General features: G+C 44.0%; 17 protein-coding genes. 7 read left to right on the plus strand and 10 right to left on the minus strand.

From position 1 onward, the window contains the following. Nucleotides 1-112: 112 nt before the first annotated feature. Nucleotides 113-1,402, minus strand: a complete 1,290-nt coding sequence (locus tag CJD36_RS16910) for a hypothetical protein (protein ID WP_105040390.1) — start codon at nt 1,400-1,402, stop codon at nt 113-115. 174 nt (nt 1,403-1,576) lie between these two features. On the opposite strand from CJD36_RS16910, the gene CJD36_RS16915 reads away from it, so the two are divergent. Further along, the gene (locus CJD36_RS16915; RefSeq protein ID WP_105040391.1) at nt 1,577-2,821 is read left to right on the plus strand and encodes a LamG-like jellyroll fold domain-containing protein; all 1,245 of its coding nucleotides are present in this window, start codon (nt 1,577-1,579) and stop codon (nt 2,819-2,821) included. 80 nt (nt 2,822-2,901) lie between these two features. Here CJD36_RS16915 and CJD36_RS16920 read toward each other — a convergent pair whose 3' ends face one another. The 6 genes from CJD36_RS16920 to CJD36_RS16945 form a co-directional block, all read right to left on the minus strand. After that, entirely contained in the window at nt 2,902-3,384 is a 483-nt protein-coding gene (locus CJD36_RS16920) for a GNAT family N-acetyltransferase (protein ID WP_105040392.1), read from the minus strand. Between the two features lie 56 nt (nt 3,385-3,440). Beyond that, on the minus strand, nt 3,441-4,391 hold the full coding sequence (locus tag CJD36_RS16925; protein ID WP_105040393.1) for a YihY/virulence factor BrkB family protein: 951 nt from the start codon (nt 4,389-4,391) through the stop codon (nt 3,441-3,443). A gap of 119 nt (nt 4,392-4,510) precedes the next feature. Next, on the minus strand, nt 4,511-5,182 hold the full coding sequence (locus tag CJD36_RS16930; RefSeq protein WP_105040394.1) for a YceI family protein: 672 nt from the start codon (nt 5,180-5,182) through the stop codon (nt 4,511-4,513). 85 nt (nt 5,183-5,267) lie between these two features. Next, nucleotides 5,268-5,627 carry a hypothetical protein gene (locus CJD36_RS16935; RefSeq protein WP_105040395.1) on the minus strand — a complete coding sequence of 120 codons (360 nt, stop codon included), beginning with the start codon at nt 5,625-5,627 and terminating at the stop codon, nt 5,268-5,270. Nucleotides 5,628-5,632: 5 nt separating this feature from the next. Then, on the minus strand, nt 5,633-7,555 hold the full coding sequence (locus CJD36_RS16940) for a cytochrome-c peroxidase (RefSeq protein WP_105040396.1): 1,923 nt from the start codon (nt 7,553-7,555) through the stop codon (nt 5,633-5,635). A gap of 181 nt (nt 7,556-7,736) precedes the next feature. Then, nucleotides 7,737-11,867, minus strand: a complete 4,131-nt coding sequence (locus CJD36_RS16945) for a choice-of-anchor D domain-containing protein (RefSeq protein WP_161499353.1) — start codon at nt 11,865-11,867, stop codon at nt 7,737-7,739. Nucleotides 11,868-12,081: 214 nt separating this feature from the next. On the opposite strand from CJD36_RS16945, the gene CJD36_RS16950 reads away from it, so the two are divergent. The 3 genes from CJD36_RS16950 to CJD36_RS16960 all read left to right on the plus strand — a co-directional run bounded on the left by CJD36_RS16950 (nt 12,082) and on the right by CJD36_RS16960 (nt 14,791). Then, the gene (locus tag CJD36_RS16950; protein ID WP_105040398.1) at nt 12,082-13,086 is read left to right on the plus strand and encodes a ligand-gated ion channel; all 1,005 of its coding nucleotides are present in this window, start codon (nt 12,082-12,084) and stop codon (nt 13,084-13,086) included. 42 nt (nt 13,087-13,128) lie between these two features. Next, entirely contained in the window at nt 13,129-13,677 is a 549-nt protein-coding gene (locus CJD36_RS16955; RefSeq protein ID WP_133162685.1) for a tetratricopeptide repeat protein, read from the plus strand. A gap of 82 nt (nt 13,678-13,759) precedes the next feature. After that, nucleotides 13,760-14,791: an LLM class flavin-dependent oxidoreductase gene (locus tag CJD36_RS16960; protein ID WP_105040400.1), complete on the plus strand. Its 1,032-nt coding sequence runs from the start codon at nt 13,760-13,762 to the stop codon at nt 14,789-14,791. 78 nt (nt 14,792-14,869) lie between these two features. Here the strand turns inward: CJD36_RS16960 and CJD36_RS16965 are convergent, their stop codons facing one another. Continuing rightward, on the minus strand, nt 14,870-15,400 hold the full coding sequence (locus tag CJD36_RS16965) for a glycine zipper family protein (RefSeq protein WP_105040401.1): 531 nt from the start codon (nt 15,398-15,400) through the stop codon (nt 14,870-14,872). A gap of 118 nt (nt 15,401-15,518) precedes the next feature. Continuing rightward, nucleotides 15,519-17,657, minus strand: coding sequence for a catalase (locus tag CJD36_RS16970; protein WP_105040670.1), 2,139 nt, complete (start codon nt 17,655-17,657; stop codon nt 15,519-15,521). A 207-nt stretch (nt 17,658-17,864) separates the two neighbouring features. Between CJD36_RS16970 and CJD36_RS16975 the strand changes: the two genes are divergently transcribed. Genes CJD36_RS16975 through CJD36_RS16985 form a run of 3 tightly spaced genes read left to right on the plus strand, consistent with a single transcriptional unit; the run spans nt 17,865 to nt 19,362 of the window. Further along, nucleotides 17,865-18,083 (plus strand): DUF2158 domain-containing protein, encoded by a 219-nt coding sequence (locus tag CJD36_RS16975; RefSeq protein ID WP_105040402.1) that lies wholly within the window; start codon nt 17,865-17,867, stop codon nt 18,081-18,083. After that, complete coding sequence (locus CJD36_RS16980) at nt 18,080-18,832, plus strand: LOG family protein (RefSeq protein ID WP_105040403.1); 753 nt, start codon at nt 18,080-18,082, stop codon at nt 18,830-18,832. The genes CJD36_RS16975 and CJD36_RS16980 overlap by 4 nt, the downstream gene beginning before the upstream one ends. A 5-nt stretch (nt 18,833-18,837) precedes the next feature. After that, entirely contained in the window at nt 18,838-19,362 is a 525-nt protein-coding gene (locus tag CJD36_RS16985; protein ID WP_105040404.1) for a hypothetical protein, read from the plus strand. 9 nt (nt 19,363-19,371) lie between these two features. Here CJD36_RS16985 and CJD36_RS16990 read toward each other — a convergent pair whose 3' ends face one another. Then, on the minus strand, nt 19,372-20,664 hold the full coding sequence (locus CJD36_RS16990; RefSeq protein WP_105040405.1) for an acetyl-CoA hydrolase/transferase family protein: 1,293 nt from the start codon (nt 20,662-20,664) through the stop codon (nt 19,372-19,374). Between the last annotated feature and the right edge of the window lie 10 nt (nt 20,665-20,674).

The raw sequence follows: 20,674 nt of genomic DNA on the forward strand, positions 1-20,674 counted from the left end.
CCCCTCTCTGTCAAATACGCATGATTACTTACCAACAGATTATCATGCCGTTTCCCAAGCTCATGCACCCTGCTTTACCCTCATGCCTACTGTAGATTTCTAATCGGCGTCCCTACTTCCCCTCCTCCTTCTTCTCGGGCAATGGGCCTTTCTGTACTTTGCCTTCTGTCCATTTGCCTTTGGCTTTTTCTTCGTAGTTGCCCATGCGGGTCTTACTTTTCAGAAGGGTATCTTTGGTTAGCTTAAAGTACATTTCACAGCGGCTGCAATAGAGGAGCACATAGGTGCCTGTCTCTTCTATGGTAGTCAACGTATATCGCGGATAGCCGCCATACACATTGTATTCAAACCAAAAGCCGTCGTTGAACCGGATAAAGTAGCCGTCTCTTTCGTCAGACTGGTAGGCAAATACGTTTATGTCTGCCGCCATTACTTCCATCAGGCTCAGGCCATCTTCGCAGCTTATCCAGTTGCCGTTGTATATCTTGTTGTTAATGTCGTTGCGGCTATTGCCCCAGTAAGATTCATCTTCTGTAAGCCTTACATATACCGTTCGGGTAGGATCAAAAAGTACCACTTCATCGGGCGATTCCTGCACCAGCTGATACTTAAACCTTACCACGCGGTCTTTTATCCTTACCTCCTCCCAATCGTTACCACCCGCAGGACGGTAGATAGAATGATAGTTCTCGTCGGTAGGCTTCAGATAAAAGGCGAACGCCATGTTCTTATGTATGTCTTTACCCGTCTTTACTACCTTTTCAGACACATTGTGTTTTACCCAGTGGCCGGTATAATTCTCTATAAATCCTTTAGGGCTGTTGGCGGCATTGTAGTAAACACCTGCGGCAGATACCTGCATGTAATACCCACCTCTGTTGTTAGACAGCAACAAGTAATCCTCTTTCTTCTCCGCTACAGAATAGGTATTCAGCAGTATGCCATCGTCATAAGTATACTCCAGCCACTTGTTATCTTTACCCGTAGTAAAAAAGCCACGGCACTCCTTCTTCTCATAAAAAAACACCTGCTGTTTGGCTTTTATATAGTGTTCTGCAGGCTTGCCATTGCAGTCTTCGCTCCAGTAGCCATCATGCACCTTTTGGGTTATATTGTCTTTGCTCTCCCCGCTAAAATATTGCGTTGCTGTAAGGCGCACATACTGCTTTCTTTCTTCGTCATACAGTGTTACCTCATTTCCTTGCTCGCTCACCATTTTATAGTGGTAGCGCGGCCGGTTCTTTAGGGCATACATCTCTTCCCACTTACCATCTCCCTTAGTGATCAGGTAGTCGTAAAGGCCATTTTTCTGATCATAATAAAAGATAAACGCACGCTTTCCTTTGGCGGAGGCGGCCAGTGAGATCATGCATAGTAACAGGCAGGCGAGTATATTCTTCATTGCAAGTGGTTTGGAAGTGTGTAAGATAATGAAAAGACGCAATTTAAGATATATGTAATTGTATGTGCGCCAAAATATGCGTTTGTTGATGCTCCGATCTAAAACATATATTTGCAAAAAATTCTGACATAAAAACAATCAGACAGACTTAAAAAATTACAAACCATTACTATAATGAAAAAACTGATCACTACTACCCTATCTGTACTAGCTATTGCTATGAGCGCCCGCGCACAAGTTGCGGCTTACGTACCAACCAACGGTTTAAAAGCCTGGTATCCATTCAATGCTACTACCAACGACCAGAGCGGCATGGGTAACCACCTAGCAGGATCTGTAAACTATGTGTCCGACAGATTCAGCGTTGCCGGCACCGCAATAAGTGAGTTTACACCATCAGCACCACTTAGCTGTAGGGCACCTAATTTCATCTTCGGTTATGACTCGGCCTTTACCACGGCTGTATGGGTCAATTTTTATGGCGCAAGTGGAACGGGTGGACTGGTCATGAAGCATGGCATCACTACAGCACTGGCATCTGACTTTGTGTGGCAGATGGCCGGCACAGCGGGCGGCAATCCAACTTTTGCAGCCAGCGTTACAACTCCGTGGATATTTGATACCTATTCATCTGCTTTACCAATGAATAGCTGGCAACATTTAGTTGCAGTATATAACATTGGAGCGATGAAGCTTTATCTAAACGGCGTATTGGTTGCAACACAAACCCTGGCGGCATCGCCTTCGGCCACCAGTAACCAGCAACCTTTCTGGATAGGTTATGACCAGTGGAATAATACTGTGATGGATAGCACAACTCTTGACGACATTGGGGTGTGGAATCGTGCATTGGCAGATTGCGAAATAGCAAAATTGTACTTCTCGACTACAACCCTTATCACAAGCGCGTCGGCAAACGACACAGTGCTTGCCGGCGGAACTGCACATTACAGCATAGCCGACACCGGTGGATCTGCTACGTACCAATGGCAGCAAGATGCAGGCACAGGCTTTGCCAACCTCACTAACAGCGGACCGTACAGCGGGGTGACAACAAAAAATCTGTCCATAAGCCCTGTAACACCGGCTATGCATAACTACCAATACAGGTGTTTAAGAAATGGCGCTCCTTGCTCCGATACATCTGCCGCTGCAAGGCTTGTTGTGAACACAGTGGGGATCAGCAACATTGACGGGAAAAATAGGGTTGAAATATATCCAAACCCTGCGCAAAATCAAATCACTGTAAGCACTGCTACGCCAATTACTTCTTTGATAATATTTGATATTGTAGGTCAAACAGTACTTGAGCAACATGACCTATCAAAAACTATAGACATTGATATTTCAAGATTTACTACCGGAGTGTATTTCATAAAAGTGGATGGCATCTATGCCGGGAAATTTCTGAAAGAGTAGTACAAGAGTAAATGAGTATGTAAAGATTAACAAAAGCGGTGCAACAGAGCGAAGAGCGGTTGCACCGCTCTTCTAATTGATCACGTATCTAACCTATAAATAAACTCCTCAATCTCCATTTGCCGGGCGTTGGCAAAACCATGGTCTGTGCCGATTTTTACAAATCCGCACTTTTCGAGCAACTTCTGTGAACCATAATTATCAAAGGCTACACGGCCATGTATGGGTCGGGCATTTTCGATTTTCAGAAACTCCTGAAGCGCGGTTGTTGCAATGCCCTGTCCCCAATATTTTTTATCGATCCAGTAGGTGATCTCTGTATCGCCAAACATTATGAACTTAGCAATGCTACCTACTATTTCATTATCAACTTTTATCGTCTGTGTATTATTGGTAGGATCAAGCAAGAACTTACTGTATTTTTCAATGTAGGCCTCTTTGGCATGTGAGTCTTTGGCAGTAAAGGCAGCCAGGTAATTCGCTTCATTATCCAACTGAAATTGAAATAGAGTATACAGGTCGTCTTTAACTGTTTTCGTTAGTTTCAGTGCTTTGTTTGTCATGGCCAATGTGCTTTTAAATAGTATGGAGATACCCCAATAAAAATACTACATTCTATTTAAACCGATTGGCTATAAACCGGTGTATCCGGCATTTTATCGTGCTGAACAGGAAGGTCATTTTTGGTGATGTGAAATCCGGAAGCATGTGGCAGAGGAATGATGCCGCCACTGTAATGTTCTGCCCACACCCTGGTGAATGCAGCACCATAATAGAGAATGAGTGCAGTATAGAATACAAAAAGCAAAATCAACACAAGCGAGCCCGAACCGCCATAGATCTCTTTAATATTGCCCGACAGTCCCCAGGAAAGAATGTACTTACCTACACTGAAGAGTACACCGGCAACAATTGCCCCAACTACGCTACTACGCAATTTAGGTCTGCCATCGGGTAAAAACCGCAGCAGCACAAAAAACCATGTACTCACCACTACCAATGCTACAACAGGATTAAGTAAACCATGAGCATACATACCCAACCTTGGAGACAGCTCTGAAAGATAAGGTCCAAAGTAGGCCTGCACCAGTTCTATAGCCATAACAGCAAGGAACAATACCCCGGTAAACAGAATGAACCCTATTGCCTTAAGCCGAGACAAAAGAATGGAGAGTATGTGCCGCTTTTTATTGACCCGTATACGCCATAGTTGATTAACAGAGTCTTTGATGACCATGAATAGTGTAGTGGCAACAAAAAGAAGGAAAATAAAAACAAGCACAGTTGCAAAGGGTTGGAGATGAAAACTACGTACTGCCTTGATCACCGAGAGGATCTGCTCACGACCATCGTTGCCCAACACGTTACCCACCTTGCCCAGTATCTGCCGGCCTACTGCGCGCCTGTCAAAGAACAAACCTAATGCCCTTACAATGATCATGAGCATGGGCGGCAATGCGAACGTGGTAAAGAAGGCTGTAGCACCCGCCATACGCAACGGATCATTGGCCGCCAGCAACTTGCCGGACTCTTTAAAGACAGAAAATAAATTCAATAGTTTTTCGCGCATGGTGTTCAGTCGAAGTACTGGTATTATCTCAACAATAAGAGGAGCCTTTATGTATCGATTAAGGCAAATATCCCGCAGCGGGAAAACCGGTGCGGGATACTACAGGGAAGCTTTATCGATTATTTCTTTGCTTCAAGATCTAACTTGATGTTCACTGTTTCAGAAATGAACTTATCACCCAACGTTTTGTCATTACCATAAGCCATTTGCCACTGACGGCGATCAATATTAAAATTGCCCTTGGCTTTGAGCGTGTTCTCGTCGAGATCTATTTTGGCAGGGAAGGTTACGTTCTTGGTATCCCCCTTTAAAGTAAGATTGCCGCTGACACTAAAATTGGCACCCGCAACTATCGACGTATCTTTTCCATCACCGGCGTAGGCCTCAACTTTTGTGATCACGAATTTTGCAGTGCCAAACTTTGCTGCATCAAAGAAATCACCGCTCAGCAGGTGTGGCCTCAGCTTAGACTGAAACATTGCTTCCTTTTGCTCCATTTCCATAGAGTTGATATTGATAACGAACTCACCACCTGAAACCCGATTACCGTCTACGGCTACAATGCCCGAAGACAGATGAAAATTACCGGGGTGATTTTTCCCTATACCATAACCAATAAATTTCACACGAGAACTGCCGGTATCTACAACAAAAGACTGGCCAGTGGCGGTAGAACCGGGCTTTTGCGCGTCTGTTATAGCTGCATTATCGCCCTTAGGCGCATTTGAACAGGCTGTGAATGAAAGCGTTGCCGCTAAAACAGCCGGCAATAAGAAGATGTGTTTGTGCATAACCAAGCGTTTTTAATGTAGTGCATATAAAAACCGTGCACATAACCGAAGAAGACTGAGATTTTGTTCAACCAAACAGCAAAAACTACTCATTCTTTTTCTTGTAGGTCAAAAAAGTCATGATCAAGCCCAGTTCTTCTGCTGTCACCGTAGTCTCAGGGATACTGCTTTCGTGTTTGGGATTCTTAACCCGTAGCTCATAACCGATCAATTGGTCCTGAGAAAAATCGGGAATGACAGATCGCTTACCTGCTGGCGTGTTGTGGCATCCCGAGCAGTTGATGTCATACAAGGCAAGCCCCTTATCGCATTGCTTAATGTACTCTTGTTTTACCGCATCGGGCATGTTAGCCGGAAACTCATACCTTACCTTACTTCTCTGCCCAGCATAAGCAATGCACGTGATCATTGCCATAAGGAATAAAATAATTTTCTTGCTCATCATAATTGCTAGTATATGCCCCCAACTTTCCTGCTGTTCAATGCTTTGACCCTGGATTTAGGCAATGATACCGGGGCGATCTCCGTTGGTATTTCTTCATTGAGTGAATTGATAAATGCGATAAGGTCTTTTTTCTCCACGGGAGTAAGCTTTAGCGAATCTGCAGAAAGGGTTTGATTAGCCACATTCAATCCATGCCCGTTACCACCGCCGCCATCATAAAAATCAATAACCTGTTCCATTGTCGTAAAGACACCATTGTGCATGTAAGGCATTGTATGGGCAGAATTCCTGACAGTACCGGTCCTGAATGCATTCATTGTTTCCTTGGCTGGATTCATTACATATCTACCTTTGTCCTTGCTCAAACTGAGATAGGATATGGTCTCAGGGACACCTATCACTTCAAATTCAGAACCAACATAAGGTGGTTTAACGCCATTGAATTGCGGCACGAAATGACAAGTAGCACACTGAGCTTTACCCATGAAGAGATTGAAACCCGATTGTATGGACTGAGATACATTTCGGGCTTTATTCATCGCTCCATCAAAAGGGGCAGACTGCCTGCTAAACTGACTATAATACCAGGTTATTGCTGACACAATATGATCGTAAGTGATCTCTTTTTCAGCCGGTGTGTACGTTAGCAATTTGCAGAAAATATGGCTGTATTGTTTGCAACTCAGCACCTTCCTCAACACTTCTTTTTCACTACATCCCATTTCGTCAGGATTACTAATAACAGCTTTTGTCTGGTCCTGCAGATTACTATGTTTTCCATCAAGCATTACGAGGTGATTGTAGCTGGAATTGAGCAACGTAGGAGAATTGCGTGCAAGGCGATCTACCCTATTGTAATGAAGCGAAGTAGCAAAGGCAGTATCGGTAAAAAACTGACCAGGTTTATGACAGGATGCGCAAGTACGCATGTTATTGCCAGAGAGTATAGGGTCGTGGAAAAGCAATTTGCCAACCTGCTCAATCTCCGCCAGCACACTGTCATTGGTCACCCGTATAAAAACCCCTTTTGAATTTTGTCCGGGGTACAAATTTTTGTCGAATACCGAAACCGCATTTTTGTTCAATGAATAGTCGACGAGACTATGACTTACTACATGATACCTGGCTATCAGCTGCTGGTTGATGATAAAGAGCGGGTTGACGTAATCCCTGATAAACTTGAAATGATCGAAGTGGTTGATATCATGGGGCTGAGTATTTACAAATTCATTCATCCGGCCATATAGGCTCAAGTAATCTGCCGTTATCGGTGTAGCAGGAAAGCTTGCATTGAATGCTGTATATATATTCCTGTTTGCCGACAGCATGATCCGCAATTCGGGGATGACAAGTGTCGGATCCGGACATTCAAAACCTGTGGTGTATATAGCGGCCAGATTCAGCAGCCACAACCTGTTACACAAATAAAAATGATGATAAGTCTGTAATTCCCCTGTTATAGAATTTGCTGAATAAACTGAAGTTGCTGACAGAGATGATTGTATCAATGAAAGCAAAGAATCCTTTACCGGCTTTTCTTCATCAAGATATAATGTCGCCAGCGTAAGCCCTGTACCCTCCCGTTTATACGGCTTCTCAAATTTCTCAAATACTTCAGTTTCCCACTCTACAGGCAATGGTCCGTTAATTCTTCTATACGCTTGCGGTTCAAGGTAGCGAAGCCATATATCCGCAGCCTTCATAGCATTCCTGGCATCTTCTATTTTGTTTCTTACTTCCCTTTTGCCATTTTCTGAGTTGATGTCTGATGCGCCAATGCCGGCAATTAATTGTTTTTGTGTAACCTGCACCTGAGCAATAGCAGAATTGTAGGCAGACAAATAATCTGCGCTCCCATTATCCTTAAATGAGATCAGCAAACTAGCCGCCAGAGCCAGGCATATGGTAACAAGATAACATTTTATCATGACGATCGATTCCGCCTAACGGCGTAGCAGAGCAAATGTATTTGTGGTACTTTGCTTTAACCTTAAGCCGGCATTAAGCCAGTGTTAAGTAATATCATACGTCACAAAAATAAAGACCCAATGAACTTTGTTCATTGGGTCTTCGCAATATTTTGAAACAGTTTGTTTCGCAGGAATTGAATTAGTGCATTACAACCATTTTAAGATTGGTTGTATTAACACCATCAGACACTCTGACAAAGTAAATGCCATTCTGGAGAGCAGATGTGTTAACTGTAACTATCTGCTCACCCGCACTTAGGCGATTATTGATAGCAGGCAGAACTTCTTTACCCTGCACATCCACAACAGTTATAGTTACCTCAGTTTCATCCTTAAGCGCTACTGCTATCGCTGCTTCATCTCTTGCAGGGTTAGGATAAACTCTAAGTGAAGTACCTCCATTTACAGACGTTATACCAGCAGGTGTTAAACCATTTCCTCCCAACGCAAAATCATAAGTTGCTTCATCAGCATCGGTATTGGCAATGCTGATTATAGCATTGCGCGTAGCCGTAGCCATTGGCTGGAATTGTACAACAATTGGTTGATTGCCATTGGCAGGAATGGTGACAGGGAATACAGGAGCACCATACAAAGTAAACTCACTTGCATTAATACCGGCAAAGGTAATAGCTGAAATAGAAAGTGGCCCCGCACCGGTATTCTGTATCACAAAATTTTGTGTTCTTGTAGTGCCTACCTGCACATTACCAAAGTCGGTATTGTTAGCCACACCCGGGGTTACGTCACCTGCAAAAATGGTAGTTGAGTTACCCTGTACATTGATCTCCGGCGTGCCGGTACCTGCACCCTGTATTGCAAACGAGTAGTTAGTTTCATCAGCATCATTGGTATTAATTCCTATTGCCGCGGATCTGATACCGGTAGCAGAAGGTGTAAACCTTACAGTCACTGTAAATGAATCGGCCATTGCTACAGCAATGGGGAAAGATGGCGCACCTACCACAGTAAAGTCGGTTGCTGACACCCCTGTGAAGTTAATGCCGGCTACTGAAAGTGTACCATAACCAAGGTTTTGTATTACAAATGTCCTTGTATTATTGCTACCCAGTGCTACAGCACCGAAGTCGGTATTATTGGCTGTTCCCGGTGTAAGATCACCATTGATGATATTGACACTATTACCTGTAACGTTTACTTCCGGCGAATCAATACCATTACCTGCTACTGCAAAATCATAATGACTCTCATCTATATCGCTGTTTACAATATTGATGGTTGCAGTTCTGCTACCACCCGCAAGCGGAGCAAAACGTATGTTGATACTCTGTGAGTCATTAGCGGCCAATGTGAGCGGGAATGTTGGCGCACCAATCAATGTGTATTCACTAGCATTAACACCTGTAATGTTGATACCTGATACCGATAAAGCCCCTGCACCTGTGTTCTTTATTACAAAGGTCTTGTTCTGTGTGCTACCTGTGTATACGCTACCAAAGTTGGTATTGTTAGATGCTGCGGTCACAATACTACCATCAGCAATGTTCACTCCATTACCTTTCACAGCCACTTCAGGTGCTGCATTAAAGGTAGCAGGGTTATAGTACGCCAGCAATTGGCCGCCTTCTACTACTTCTCCTGAAATTGCATAGTGTGCCTGGTCAACAGTAAGGAACATACCAGGACCCAGTATGCGTTCTGCATCTATTATACCGGATGCTTCTTCATCTATAGTCAGGAAGTTAGCACCACCTGTCTGGAAACGTGTTGTATCATGTGCACCAACCTGCACCAAAGCATCAGTAGCAATTGTATACTGCCACACCTTACCCACATGTGCATTAGATCCTACGTCTTCAACCAACAGTATATGTCCGTAGTTGTCTATGGTAAGATTATCCAGCATCTTCTGGCCTTCTGTACCATCAAGTACAGCTGTTATAGTACCACCCAGTGCAGGCTTTGTAGCATCTGTAAAACGTAATCTCCACAAGCGACTTGGACTTGTGAATGAGTTGGTTGTTGCAAAGTAAAAATCATTAGGGCTACTTGGATCCCATGCGCCATCTTCAGGACGAAGGAAGGTTGTAACACCTGCAGTATTACTCGCATTGTTCAATGCAGTACCTGTCATGTTGTGTACATCGCCCATATCCGTCAAAGTAAACGCAGTGTTTGGCGCAGGAACGCTGCTACTTGTTTCTGAGAGAAGACCAGACACTGTAACACCAAACAACTTACCATTGTTCAAACCTGCTTTATCAATGTCAGTTCCGGCATTAGTTTTGTTACCAACATAAACATATACTTGTCCGGGCGTTGCATCATCCATACCTATTACCACAGTTGTGTCACTAGCTATAGCGCTGGCTACAGAATTCTCCCATGAGAACTTGCCCAGATAAGGCAGTTCATAACTTTTACCTGCATCAGCACCAGTTGCAATATGACCAAACGCACGACCTTCATTGCCCGCTTCTTCGCCATTCATAAATATGCGCTGCTGAGTACCCTTACCCGTAGCCGCATTGTAGAAAGCGGTTACCGCTGGCAGGTCTCCGGAGCAGAACCTATTCAATGCCGCAGAGGTAGATGGGAATGAAGAATTATAGGCTACATAACTTGAGGTAGCGGTATTCCACAAATTGATGTTCTGAATGAGATCGGCACCACTTACAACAGCTAATGTAGACTTATTGATCACCCATTTAGAAACGAAAGAACCAATAGAACCGTGTGCACGCGCTACACCTGCTGTATTACCAAATTCATGGTTCATCAACAGGGTAAACGTACCATCATTATTATCGAACAAACCTGAACCATCAGGCGTACCGCACATCTTGTAACCACCTACCACATCGGTCGCAGTAAGTATGGATGTAAAGCGTGCATCGGCTACTGTAGGAACAAGGTAAGGTGTTTGTGAAGAACTTGGCCCTGTAACACCTACAGACAACAGAATTGTTGAAGGCTGAAAATTAACCAGCTTATTCGCACCCTGCAGACTATATTTAACTACATGACTAAGGTTGGTAGTCGCCGTAGCAATGCCATTTTCAGGCAATGAAACCTGCCCGTAGTCATTGTCGTTAGCAACAGCTATTGTACTGTCATTAATGATTGACAGGCCTTCTGCCTTTTCCAGCAATGGATTCCAGCCGTTAGCAAGAAGGTCTATAAATAAAGTCTTCTTTACCGGGATGATACCGTTAGCCGCAAGTCCTGCAGAATCTAGGAGCGCCTCAAGTGTAAGACCGCCATATAAACCTGACGTAACTGTTGATGCAGTGCTGATATTGATCTTGTATATTCTTTTGATATCAGTAGTGCCCCTCAACGCTGCTTCCATTACCAGGAAGGTAGTATCGTTGATAGCAGCCATATCGCCAATCTTCCAATCTCTGAGGCGGATCTGGTTAGCACCTGACGCACCGATGATACCATCATTTAGATAAGCAAACATTCTCGTGGCATTAGTTGCCGGATCTATTTCCAGTACCCTGTGCACTCGTGAATTTTCACCTACTGTCTTTGTTGGATAAAGTATCGGGCTTTGAATGATCGCATAGATCTTTCCATTGGGCGCTATAGAAATACCCTCAAAACCACGGTTGTTTTTTCTGTATTTATATACAGTATCTATTGCCACATCAATTGGCTGAGGACCTGCAAGAGCAGCATAAGGCGTAAACCTTTTCAACACAACACCATTAGGACTCATCTTCCAGATTGTAGGACCACCTTCCTCACATACCCAGAAGTTGCCATCCCTATCTACAACAATACCCTCCGCATCAATACCCCACACATCCTTTGCTGCGATCTTAGCAGCATAGTTGGTACAGTCCAACACAGTATCTGTTGACGCCTGCTCTGTTGCAGTACTACCAAACCCTGTAGGATTAAGCAAACCGGTTGCGGTTGTGCCGTCGGGGCGCTTCATAGTTATGGTCTGCAAGATCTGCACAGAGTCTCCATTCACACGTATCCTGTGTATCTTAGGTGCATAACCAGGGAACCCATAGATCTTATCATAGGTAGGTGTGCAGCCTGTTGGGTTGGCATTAGCCGCGTCTACATTTACGCCTCTGTCTGAACATACCCAAAACTCCCTTCCGTTTGTACCCGGTACTGCGAACATGCCTGAAAATCCGGCCTCCCTGAAATTAATTCCCTGGAAAGTACCAATGGCAGATGAGTTATAATTCTTGTAATCCTGCGACAGTGTGACCTGCGCCATACCTTGTATTTGAGGTAGCGTAACTGCCCCGATACAAAGCAACAATTTAGTAAGGTGTTTTTTCATGATCATGCTGATTTGAGGACGAAAGTAGAGTCAGCATGTTACCGAAATGTTACAGCAGAGTGATGGAATTATCAAGACAAAATGAAAGAAACTTCTAACCATTATTTTAAAATACGCACAACATTGATAATCAATTTCCAGGAAAGCGAAATCGCCAAAATGGGCAGCGGATTTAAAGGCATGATCTTTAAGATAAGATAAAGTATATTTGAAGATGTCACCTCACAACTACTACAAACACATGATCAATAGGGCACTCAGGCAATATTTTATTTCCATTAGTATATTGCTTACTCTGCTTACAACAACAGGCGCAAACGCCCAGCAAGCACCACCAGACACCGTAAAAAGTGGCATTTACATTACCAGTATACACGACATTAATTTTAAAGAGAAGGAATATAGTATTAGTCTGTGGCTATGGTTAAAATATAAAAACCGGAAATTCGACTTTCTACAAAACCTGGAAATACCACAGGCCAAAAGCGTCAACAAATCATTTTCCACCATTGACACTTCGGGTGAGGTTGTATACATTTTGATGAAGCTGCAGTGTGTTATGAAAGATAATTGGAAGATCAACAATTTCCCATTCGACCGGCAGAAATTGAGATTTGCAATTGAGAATTCACAATTCGACTCAAGATCGCTCGTGTTCGTTCCGGACACTTTTGGCAAACATTTCGATCCAAGATTCACACTTAACGGCTGGCGCATAGACAGTCTGAATATATCGGCTGGCACCAGGATCTATGAAACGGCCTTCGGCGATTCTTCAATAAAAATACCTCATACAGAATATAGTACGTACAAAATAAAGCTACAGGTAGACCGCGATGCAATGGGCCTGTTCTGGAAAATGTTCCTGGGTATGTATATCTCTTTCTTTATCGCCTTTATGTGCTTTTACATACATACCGATAGCATAGACTCCAGGTTCGGGCTGAGCGTGGGATCTCTATTCGCCGTTGTGGGTAATAAGTACATCATCGATTCTTCTTTACCCGAGTCTACATCCTTTACCCTGGTAGATACATTACATGGCATTACACTTGTAGCAATACTTATGATAATGGTGGCTACATCTTATACCTTAAGATTGGTGAAGCTGGATAAAATATACCAGGCTAAAAAATTCGACCGTATGTGCTCCATTATCATGCTGGCAGTTTATATCCTGTTTAATGGCTACTTTATCTTTGTAGCCAGCAGGGCATAGCTGCAATAAATAAGCACACTTATAGCTTAGATCTACACGGTTATGCACTCAAATTTATCGGGTGTTGCCGACAGGTTATCTTTATCCGAAACAATAATTATGAATGGATTTGGAATTGCCCTGTTTGTTGGATTGGTAATATTTCTGTTTCTAAAAAACAAAAAGAAACATGATCTGTCTCAGCAAAATGGTAATAGCGCAACGAATAGTGACACTACTATGGATGCTAGCGAAGAGGACCTGATGAGAATAATCAACAAAACCGGCCGCTATTTTATGACACGCAAATATGACGACGCTATAAAGCTCATTAACGGCAATATAGAAAGGTACGAAGGCGAACAAAAAGCGCAGCTGCTCAACCAGCGTGGTGGCCTGTTTTCAATAAAAGGGAATAATGAGCTGGCATACGATGATTTCAAACTGGCCTACGAACTTGACCCCAACGTCACTAACCTTAATAATTTTGTTGAGGTACTTATAAAGCTTAAGAAATTTGACGAAGCACGTCCCGTGGCTGAGCAAGGACTCAAAAACCCCAACGTCAGAGGTGCTGAAAGAAAGATGCTGGAGGATGCGCTCAACGGATAGTATTTTAAAATTAATGTGCTAAAGATGCGCCAATAAAATATACCATTGCACGCTGTGAATAGAAATGTCGCAACTTTGCACCATGGAATTAGGTATCAGCACATTCGGGGAAATACCCATTGAACATATATCAGGCGGAGCCGTCAACTCGCAGAAACGCATCGACGAATTACTGCAGGAAGCTAAACTTGCCGATGAAATTGGGATCGATGTATATGCCCTCGGTGAGCACCATAGGCCCGACTATGTAATATCGTCACCTGAAATGGTTCTCGCCGCGGCAGCAGCTATTACCAAACGAATAAAACTAACCAGTGCGGTTACGGTACTCAGCTCGGCCGACCCTGTACGGGTTTACCAGAATTTTGCAACGCTTGATCTCATATCCAAAGGCCGCGCAGAGATCATGGCAGGCAGGGGCTCTTTTATAGAGTCTTTTCCGTTGTTCGGTTACGACCTTGATGACTATGATGAATTATTCACTGAAAAATTGGAGCTCTTATTAAATATCAACGCCAATGAGGTCGTTTCATCAAAAGGAAATCATAGAGCATCTATTGGTGGCCGTGGTGTGTATCCCAGGCCCTACCAACAACAATTACCTATCTGGCTGGCTGTAGGCGGCACACCACAATCGGTAGTCCGTGCAGGAACTTTAAATATACCGCTTACCATTGCCATTCTCGGCGGGCAACCTGTACAATACGTGCAGCTTACAGATCTATACCGAAAAGCCGCAGCAAAGGCGGGGCATGATGCTGATCATCTGCAACTGGCCATCAACCAGCATATGTATATTGCCGATGACTCTCAGCAAGCCGCTGATGAATTCTGGCCGATTTATAGCGGCGTAATGAACAGGGTGGGTAAGGAACGCGGATGGTCGCCTATGAGCCGTGAGCAATTTGAATACCTGCGTATGCCGGGTGGACCACTGCTTGTTGGCACCGCACAAGAAGTAGCCGACAAGATAATTGCAGAACATAAATTGTTTAATAATACCCGCTTCCTTGCACAGACCATATCAGGCGATATAGCTCACGAAAAACTGTTGCACTCAATTGAGCTGTTTGGCACCAAGGTAGCGCCAATGGTGAGGGCAGCAATTAAATAGCTTAGTCGCAATACTCAAATAGAAAAAGGTTCGCCTCATCTACTGGAGCGAACCTTTTTTCTATTAAATATGATTGTGCTATTTGTTCTCTGCTTCCTTCTTGTCTTTTTGCTTCTTATCGATAATAGCACCTACACCTACACCCGCACCGGCACCAAGTATACCGCCAATTATTGCGCCTTCTCCTTTCTTTTTATCTACCATAGCACCGGTTATTGCACCCGCACCGGCACCAATTATAGCACCCTTCGTCTTGGCATTCCAACCTTTCTTTTGCTTAGTTGTAGTAGTTGTGGTTGTAGTCGCCGTTGAATTGCCACCACCAGAGGATGAACCCGCCGAAGAAGATCCGCTGTTACCCGATGAATGGTGAGCCTTGCGAGGAGCTGCTGCTGTAGTGCTGCCTCTCATCTCGACACTATTGGGATCCACTGACTGTGCCTGTTGTAATTGTATTGCCTGATTAATAGAGTCAGCCATTTGTTTCTTCGCCATTTCCATTTTCATCGAGTCAATTGTTGCCTGTTGACGAGCCTGCTCTTCTGCCTTATTGTTACTGCAAGATGCCATTGCTGACGCGATCATTGCTACTATTATTATCCTTTTCATATCTGTGTATTTATGTTCTCATATAACTTATAGTATAACCGTGCCACCAGACATATCAATAGTTAAAAGGCGGGGGTAACTGACATAGTTCCCCCGCCGTAATAAGACAATATCGACCTTATGCAGGAACTTTAGAAGATGGTTCACGCTCCCAGGACCTATGCATAGATACTGCATTAACAAAGTGGTGTATGTTCCCATCTATAATGATCCCGCCTTCTGCTTCATCTTGCCCAGTACCTACATAGGTGGCGTCAAGCAATAGTCCGCCATCTTTATCTGCTCCTATTGCTTTGCAATGCCTGTAAGCCTGGTTTATGAAATGAATAGCATCCGGCTCATTCACCAGAGCATTGATACTCTTTTGTCCGCCGGGAATGTATACGGCATCAAATAAAACCGATGATGTGTTGAATAGTGCTTTATTCACCATTATATCATTTCCTTTGTCTCCCTTTATTTGCCCCATACGCGGCGCTACTATCATTCCACTGGCACCATCTGCTGTCAGCTTAGTTACTATAGCTTTTATCGAAGCTTCGTTAACACCATCGGCAGCAAGAATAGCTACCTTACGAGATTTTATGCCTTTCACAGAATTGGCCATACTCAAGGCCGCAGAACTCTTAAGTGCCGGATCAACTTTAACAGGCTGATAATCAGCTACTTTGCCATCAGCCGGTATGCTATGATTGATGGGTTGATTCGGCTTCTTCGGCACCTGCATACCCAACTTGTCCGCAACACGCTGTGCGAGTGTTTTGTCTACCATAGAAAGAATACCCAGCATACGTTCCCGGATAGCTGGGATCGTTACATTACTCAACTCAAAACGCAAGGCATCGATGATATGGTTTTGCTCAGGCGCACTCTGACTATTAAAGAACAGTGTTGCCTGACTGAAATGATCAAAGAAACTCTTGCTTCGACCGCGTATTTTCTTAGCATCAATTCGCTCCATGTGGCTGGTAAAGCCACCGTCGGCAGCCTTGGCCTGGTATGGGCATCCGCCGCCAATCGTGTTAGGGTGGTAACTGGTGACATCTTTATTGATCTGCTGGCGCATGTGACCATCGCGCTGATTATTATGAACTGTATTCAGAGAACGGTTAATGGGTATCTCATGAAAGTTGGGGCTGCCCAGGCGCGACAGCTGCGTGTCGGTATAAGAGAACAACCTGCCTTGCAGCAATGGGTCATTAGTAAAATCTATGCCCGGCACCAGATGACCAGGATGGAATGCCACCTGCTCTGTTTCTGCAAAGAAGTTATCGGGGTTCCTGTTCAAGGTCATTTTTCCTATGCGCATTACCGGCACCAGTTCTTCAGGCACCAGCTTGGTTGGATCCAAGAGGTCGAAGTCAAATTTATGTTCATCTGCCTCAGGTATTATCTGCACACCAAATTCCCATTCAGGAAATGCACCTGCCTCAATGGCATCCCAAAGATCACGACGATGAAAATCAGCGTCCTTACCCGATATCTGTTGTGCTTCATCCCACGCCACGGAATGAACGCCCAATAATGGCTTCCAGTGAAACTTTACGAAAAACGATTCATTCTTATCATTGATAAATCGGAAAGTATGTACCCCAAATCCTTCCATCATACGGAAGCTGCGCGGCAATGCCCTATCACTCATTGCCCACATGATCATATGCGTTGCTTCCGGCATCAGCGATATAAAATCCCAGAAGGTATCATGTGCACTTGCTGCCTGTGGTATCTCATTATGCGGTTCAGGTTTTACCGCGTGAATCAGGTCGGGAAATTTCATGGCATCCTGTATAAAGAAGACCGGGATATTGTTACCTACGAGGTCATAATTACCTTCCTCTGTATAAAATTTAACAGCGAAACCTCTTACATCCCTCGCCAGATCGGTAGAACCACGTGACCCTGCCACTGTAGAAAAGCGAACGAAGACCGGTGTTTGCCTTGATGTATCATTCAGAAATTTGGCTTTGGTATACTTTCCCATTGGCTGGTACAGCTCAAATATGCCATGAGCTGCAGCTCCCCTTGCATGTACAATACGCTCAGGAATGCGCTCATGGTCAAAATGGGTAATTTTCTCACGTAAAATAAAATCCTCGAGTAATGTGGCCCCACGTTCACCGGCCTTCAATGAATTCTGATCGTCGTTGATCAACAAACCCTGGTCGGTGGTCATCAACTCATTCAACCCGCTTTCAGTATTTTGAACAAGGTCATTGATTTTTCCGCTCTGTTTTGGAGCAGGTACTTTTTTTGCCATGACATACAAGATTTTACCCATTCAGCAGCTGAACAGGGACTTAGCTCTATAATAAAGTCATGCCACTGCACAGCTTCCGATAGCAGTCATAAGGAGATTTACAGAATGATAATGTGCCCATGCAAAAGGTGACCAAATTCATTTATTCTCTTGACCGCAATTAGTTCACCACGCCGCAAAAAGATTGACTTTTAGCAAAAAAGAACCATGGAACTTTTATTTGCAACCGGCGACAGGGTCCGTCTAATTTCCGGAGGGCCTGAGATGACCATAAGAGGGCTGCACTTTGATGTACTCGCCAACGAGTACAGAGATGACATGTATGACTGTATCTGGTTCGACAAGAACAGTCATGGCAAAGAGGAAGTGCATTATTGCCCATTCTATGATCATGAGTTGGTAAAAACAAAGCCGGAATCTAAATGAACGCAAACGATCAGAATTTCACACCTGTAAGCTCTAAAGAAGAAACAACCTTTCTTGAGGGACCTCATTCCCGGTGGAGAGAGCTGAAATTTGTTTATGGTGTACTTAAGGAGTTCGTCTACGGCTTCCGCAAACTACATTTTCTCGGGCCTTGTGTTACTGTATTCGGATCAGCACGATTTAATGAGCATCACCCTTACTACGAACTTGCCAGAGAGCTGGGGCGCGAAGTAGTAAAGCTCGGTTTTACCGTGATCACCGGCGGAGGCCCCGGCATAATGGAAGCTGCCAACAGAGGTGCTAAAGAGGGCGGAGGAAGATCTATTGGCTGCAACATTATATTACCTGCCGAGCAAAAACATAATAACTACCTGGATAGCTGGGTGAGCATCAACTACTTTTTTATCAGGAAGGTATTACTCACCAAGTACTCTTATGCCTTTGTAGTGCTACCCGGAGGATACGGCACGATGGATGAATTCTTCGAAGCCATAACATTGATACAAACAGGTAAAACACTGCGCTTCCCGGTAATACTAATGGGAAAATCTTATCACAGCGAGCTATACGGTTACATTCAGAAAATGGTTCAGGAAAAAACGATCAGCCCTGAAGACGCACAACTGTTCCTGTTTACCGATTCTGTTGCAGACGCAATTGACCATATCAACCTCTATGCTATTGAGGGTTTCGGACTAAAGAAAAAGAAGAAAATAAAACCTTCATTCCTCCTTTGGGAATCAAAATAGAAATCATGAAAACAACTACATTATTTTTTTACGTCGTTCTTTTTTCGCTATGTTTTCTCGGCACAACCGGCCAGGCAAGAACCCTCCATAACAAACGGCTCAAATTCAGCATTACTATACCCGACCGCATGGCAAGGATAGATGACAGCACCGATGGCCTGTATCAGCAAATCTACTACGATACAACCATCGGACTTATATTCATCATATCCGCTCGTGAAAGCACGTTCAAGTCTGTAACAGATTATATAGACTGCAGCAGACAGGGCCTCGAGCAAGCAATGAAAACAAATTATGGCGACTCTCTTTTAACTATGAAAAGCTGTAACTGGTCACACTACTACCCCGACCAAACTACTGTGTTGAATTTCGAAGTATCCGTTCTCCCCTTTGGCTTCGACAGGTATGTAGTATACTTCATCCATCACCATCATAAAGACCTGCAACTGTCTTTCACCTATAAGAAAGAAAATGAGCAACTCAGCCTGGCTGCAATAGATAAAATAATGAGCACATTAAAACTGAGATAATACTCCTGCCTATAGATTTGTCAACATCCTGCCAAATCTTTGATGATAGGCCCTTTCAAGTGATTCTTTATGTGCCGGGTGTGCAATGCTAATCAACAGTCTTGCACGCTGCTCCAGGTTCTTCCCATATAAGTTCACAATGCCGTATTCAGTAGCCACATAGTGAATATGCCCTCGGGTAGTAACCACTCCTGCACCCTCATTAAGGTGAGGCACAATGCGTGATATTCCTTTACTGGTTACCGACGGAATGGCGATGATAGGCTTACCGCCCTCAGAAAGCGCTGCACCCCGCATAAAATCCATCTGCCCACCAATACCTGAATACTGGTAAGTACCTACCGAATCGGCACATACCTGACCGGTAAGATCTATCTCTATGGCACTGTTTATGGCTACTACTTTAGGGTTCTTGCGAATGATACTGACATCATTAACGTAGGCAACATCCATACAGTTAACATAAGGGTTGTTGTCTACAAAATCATACACCCTTTGTGTACCAAGCACAAAAGAACTGATGATCTTACCCCGCGCTACTTTCTTCAATGAATTGGTAATAGCACCTTTCTCTACAAGAGACACAACACCATCTGAAAACATTTCGGTATGCACTCCAAGATTTTTATGATCGCCAAGGTAGCCTAATATAGCATTGGGAATTGTACCTATTCCCATCTGCAAGGTCGACCCGTCTTCAATAATAGCAGCTACCTGCCGCCCTATCAGCTCTGCTACAGGATCTGCTTTACTCCTGTAGTTTACCTCAGGCAACGCAACATCTTCCCACACCATAGCATCAAACCGGGATATGTGAATGAATCCATCGCCTAGTACCCGCGGCATGCGCGGATTTACCTGGGCAATTATCTTCTTTGCATTTCTTGCTGCACTTATGGCCACATCAGCCGATGTACCTAACGTGCAATACCCATGCGCATCGGGCGGAGAAACCTGTAGCATAGCTACATCTATAGGCAGATAGCCTTCATTGAATAACTTAGGTATCTCACTCAGAAAAACCGGTATGTACCCACCATGATCGGAGTTCACCCACCCCCTGGTATTATCCGATACAAACAATGAGTTAAGGTAGAAGGTCTTCATTATTTCAGGGTGATTCCAGTCTATTGCACCGTAAGTAGTGATAGCTGTCAATTCAATATTACTTAACTCACCCGCTCTGGCAAGTAGCGCTTCTATAAGTTTGACTGGAGTAGCCGCACTGCCATGTATAAATACCCTGCTCCCGCTCTCTACTATCTTTACTGCGTCTTCTGCTCTTATATAACCGGTCCTCATTTATTCTATA

The sequence above is a fragment of the Flavipsychrobacter stenotrophus genome, from assembly GCF_002954265.1.
Classification (GTDB): domain Bacteria; phylum Bacteroidota; class Bacteroidia; order Chitinophagales; family Chitinophagaceae; genus Flavipsychrobacter; species Flavipsychrobacter stenotrophus.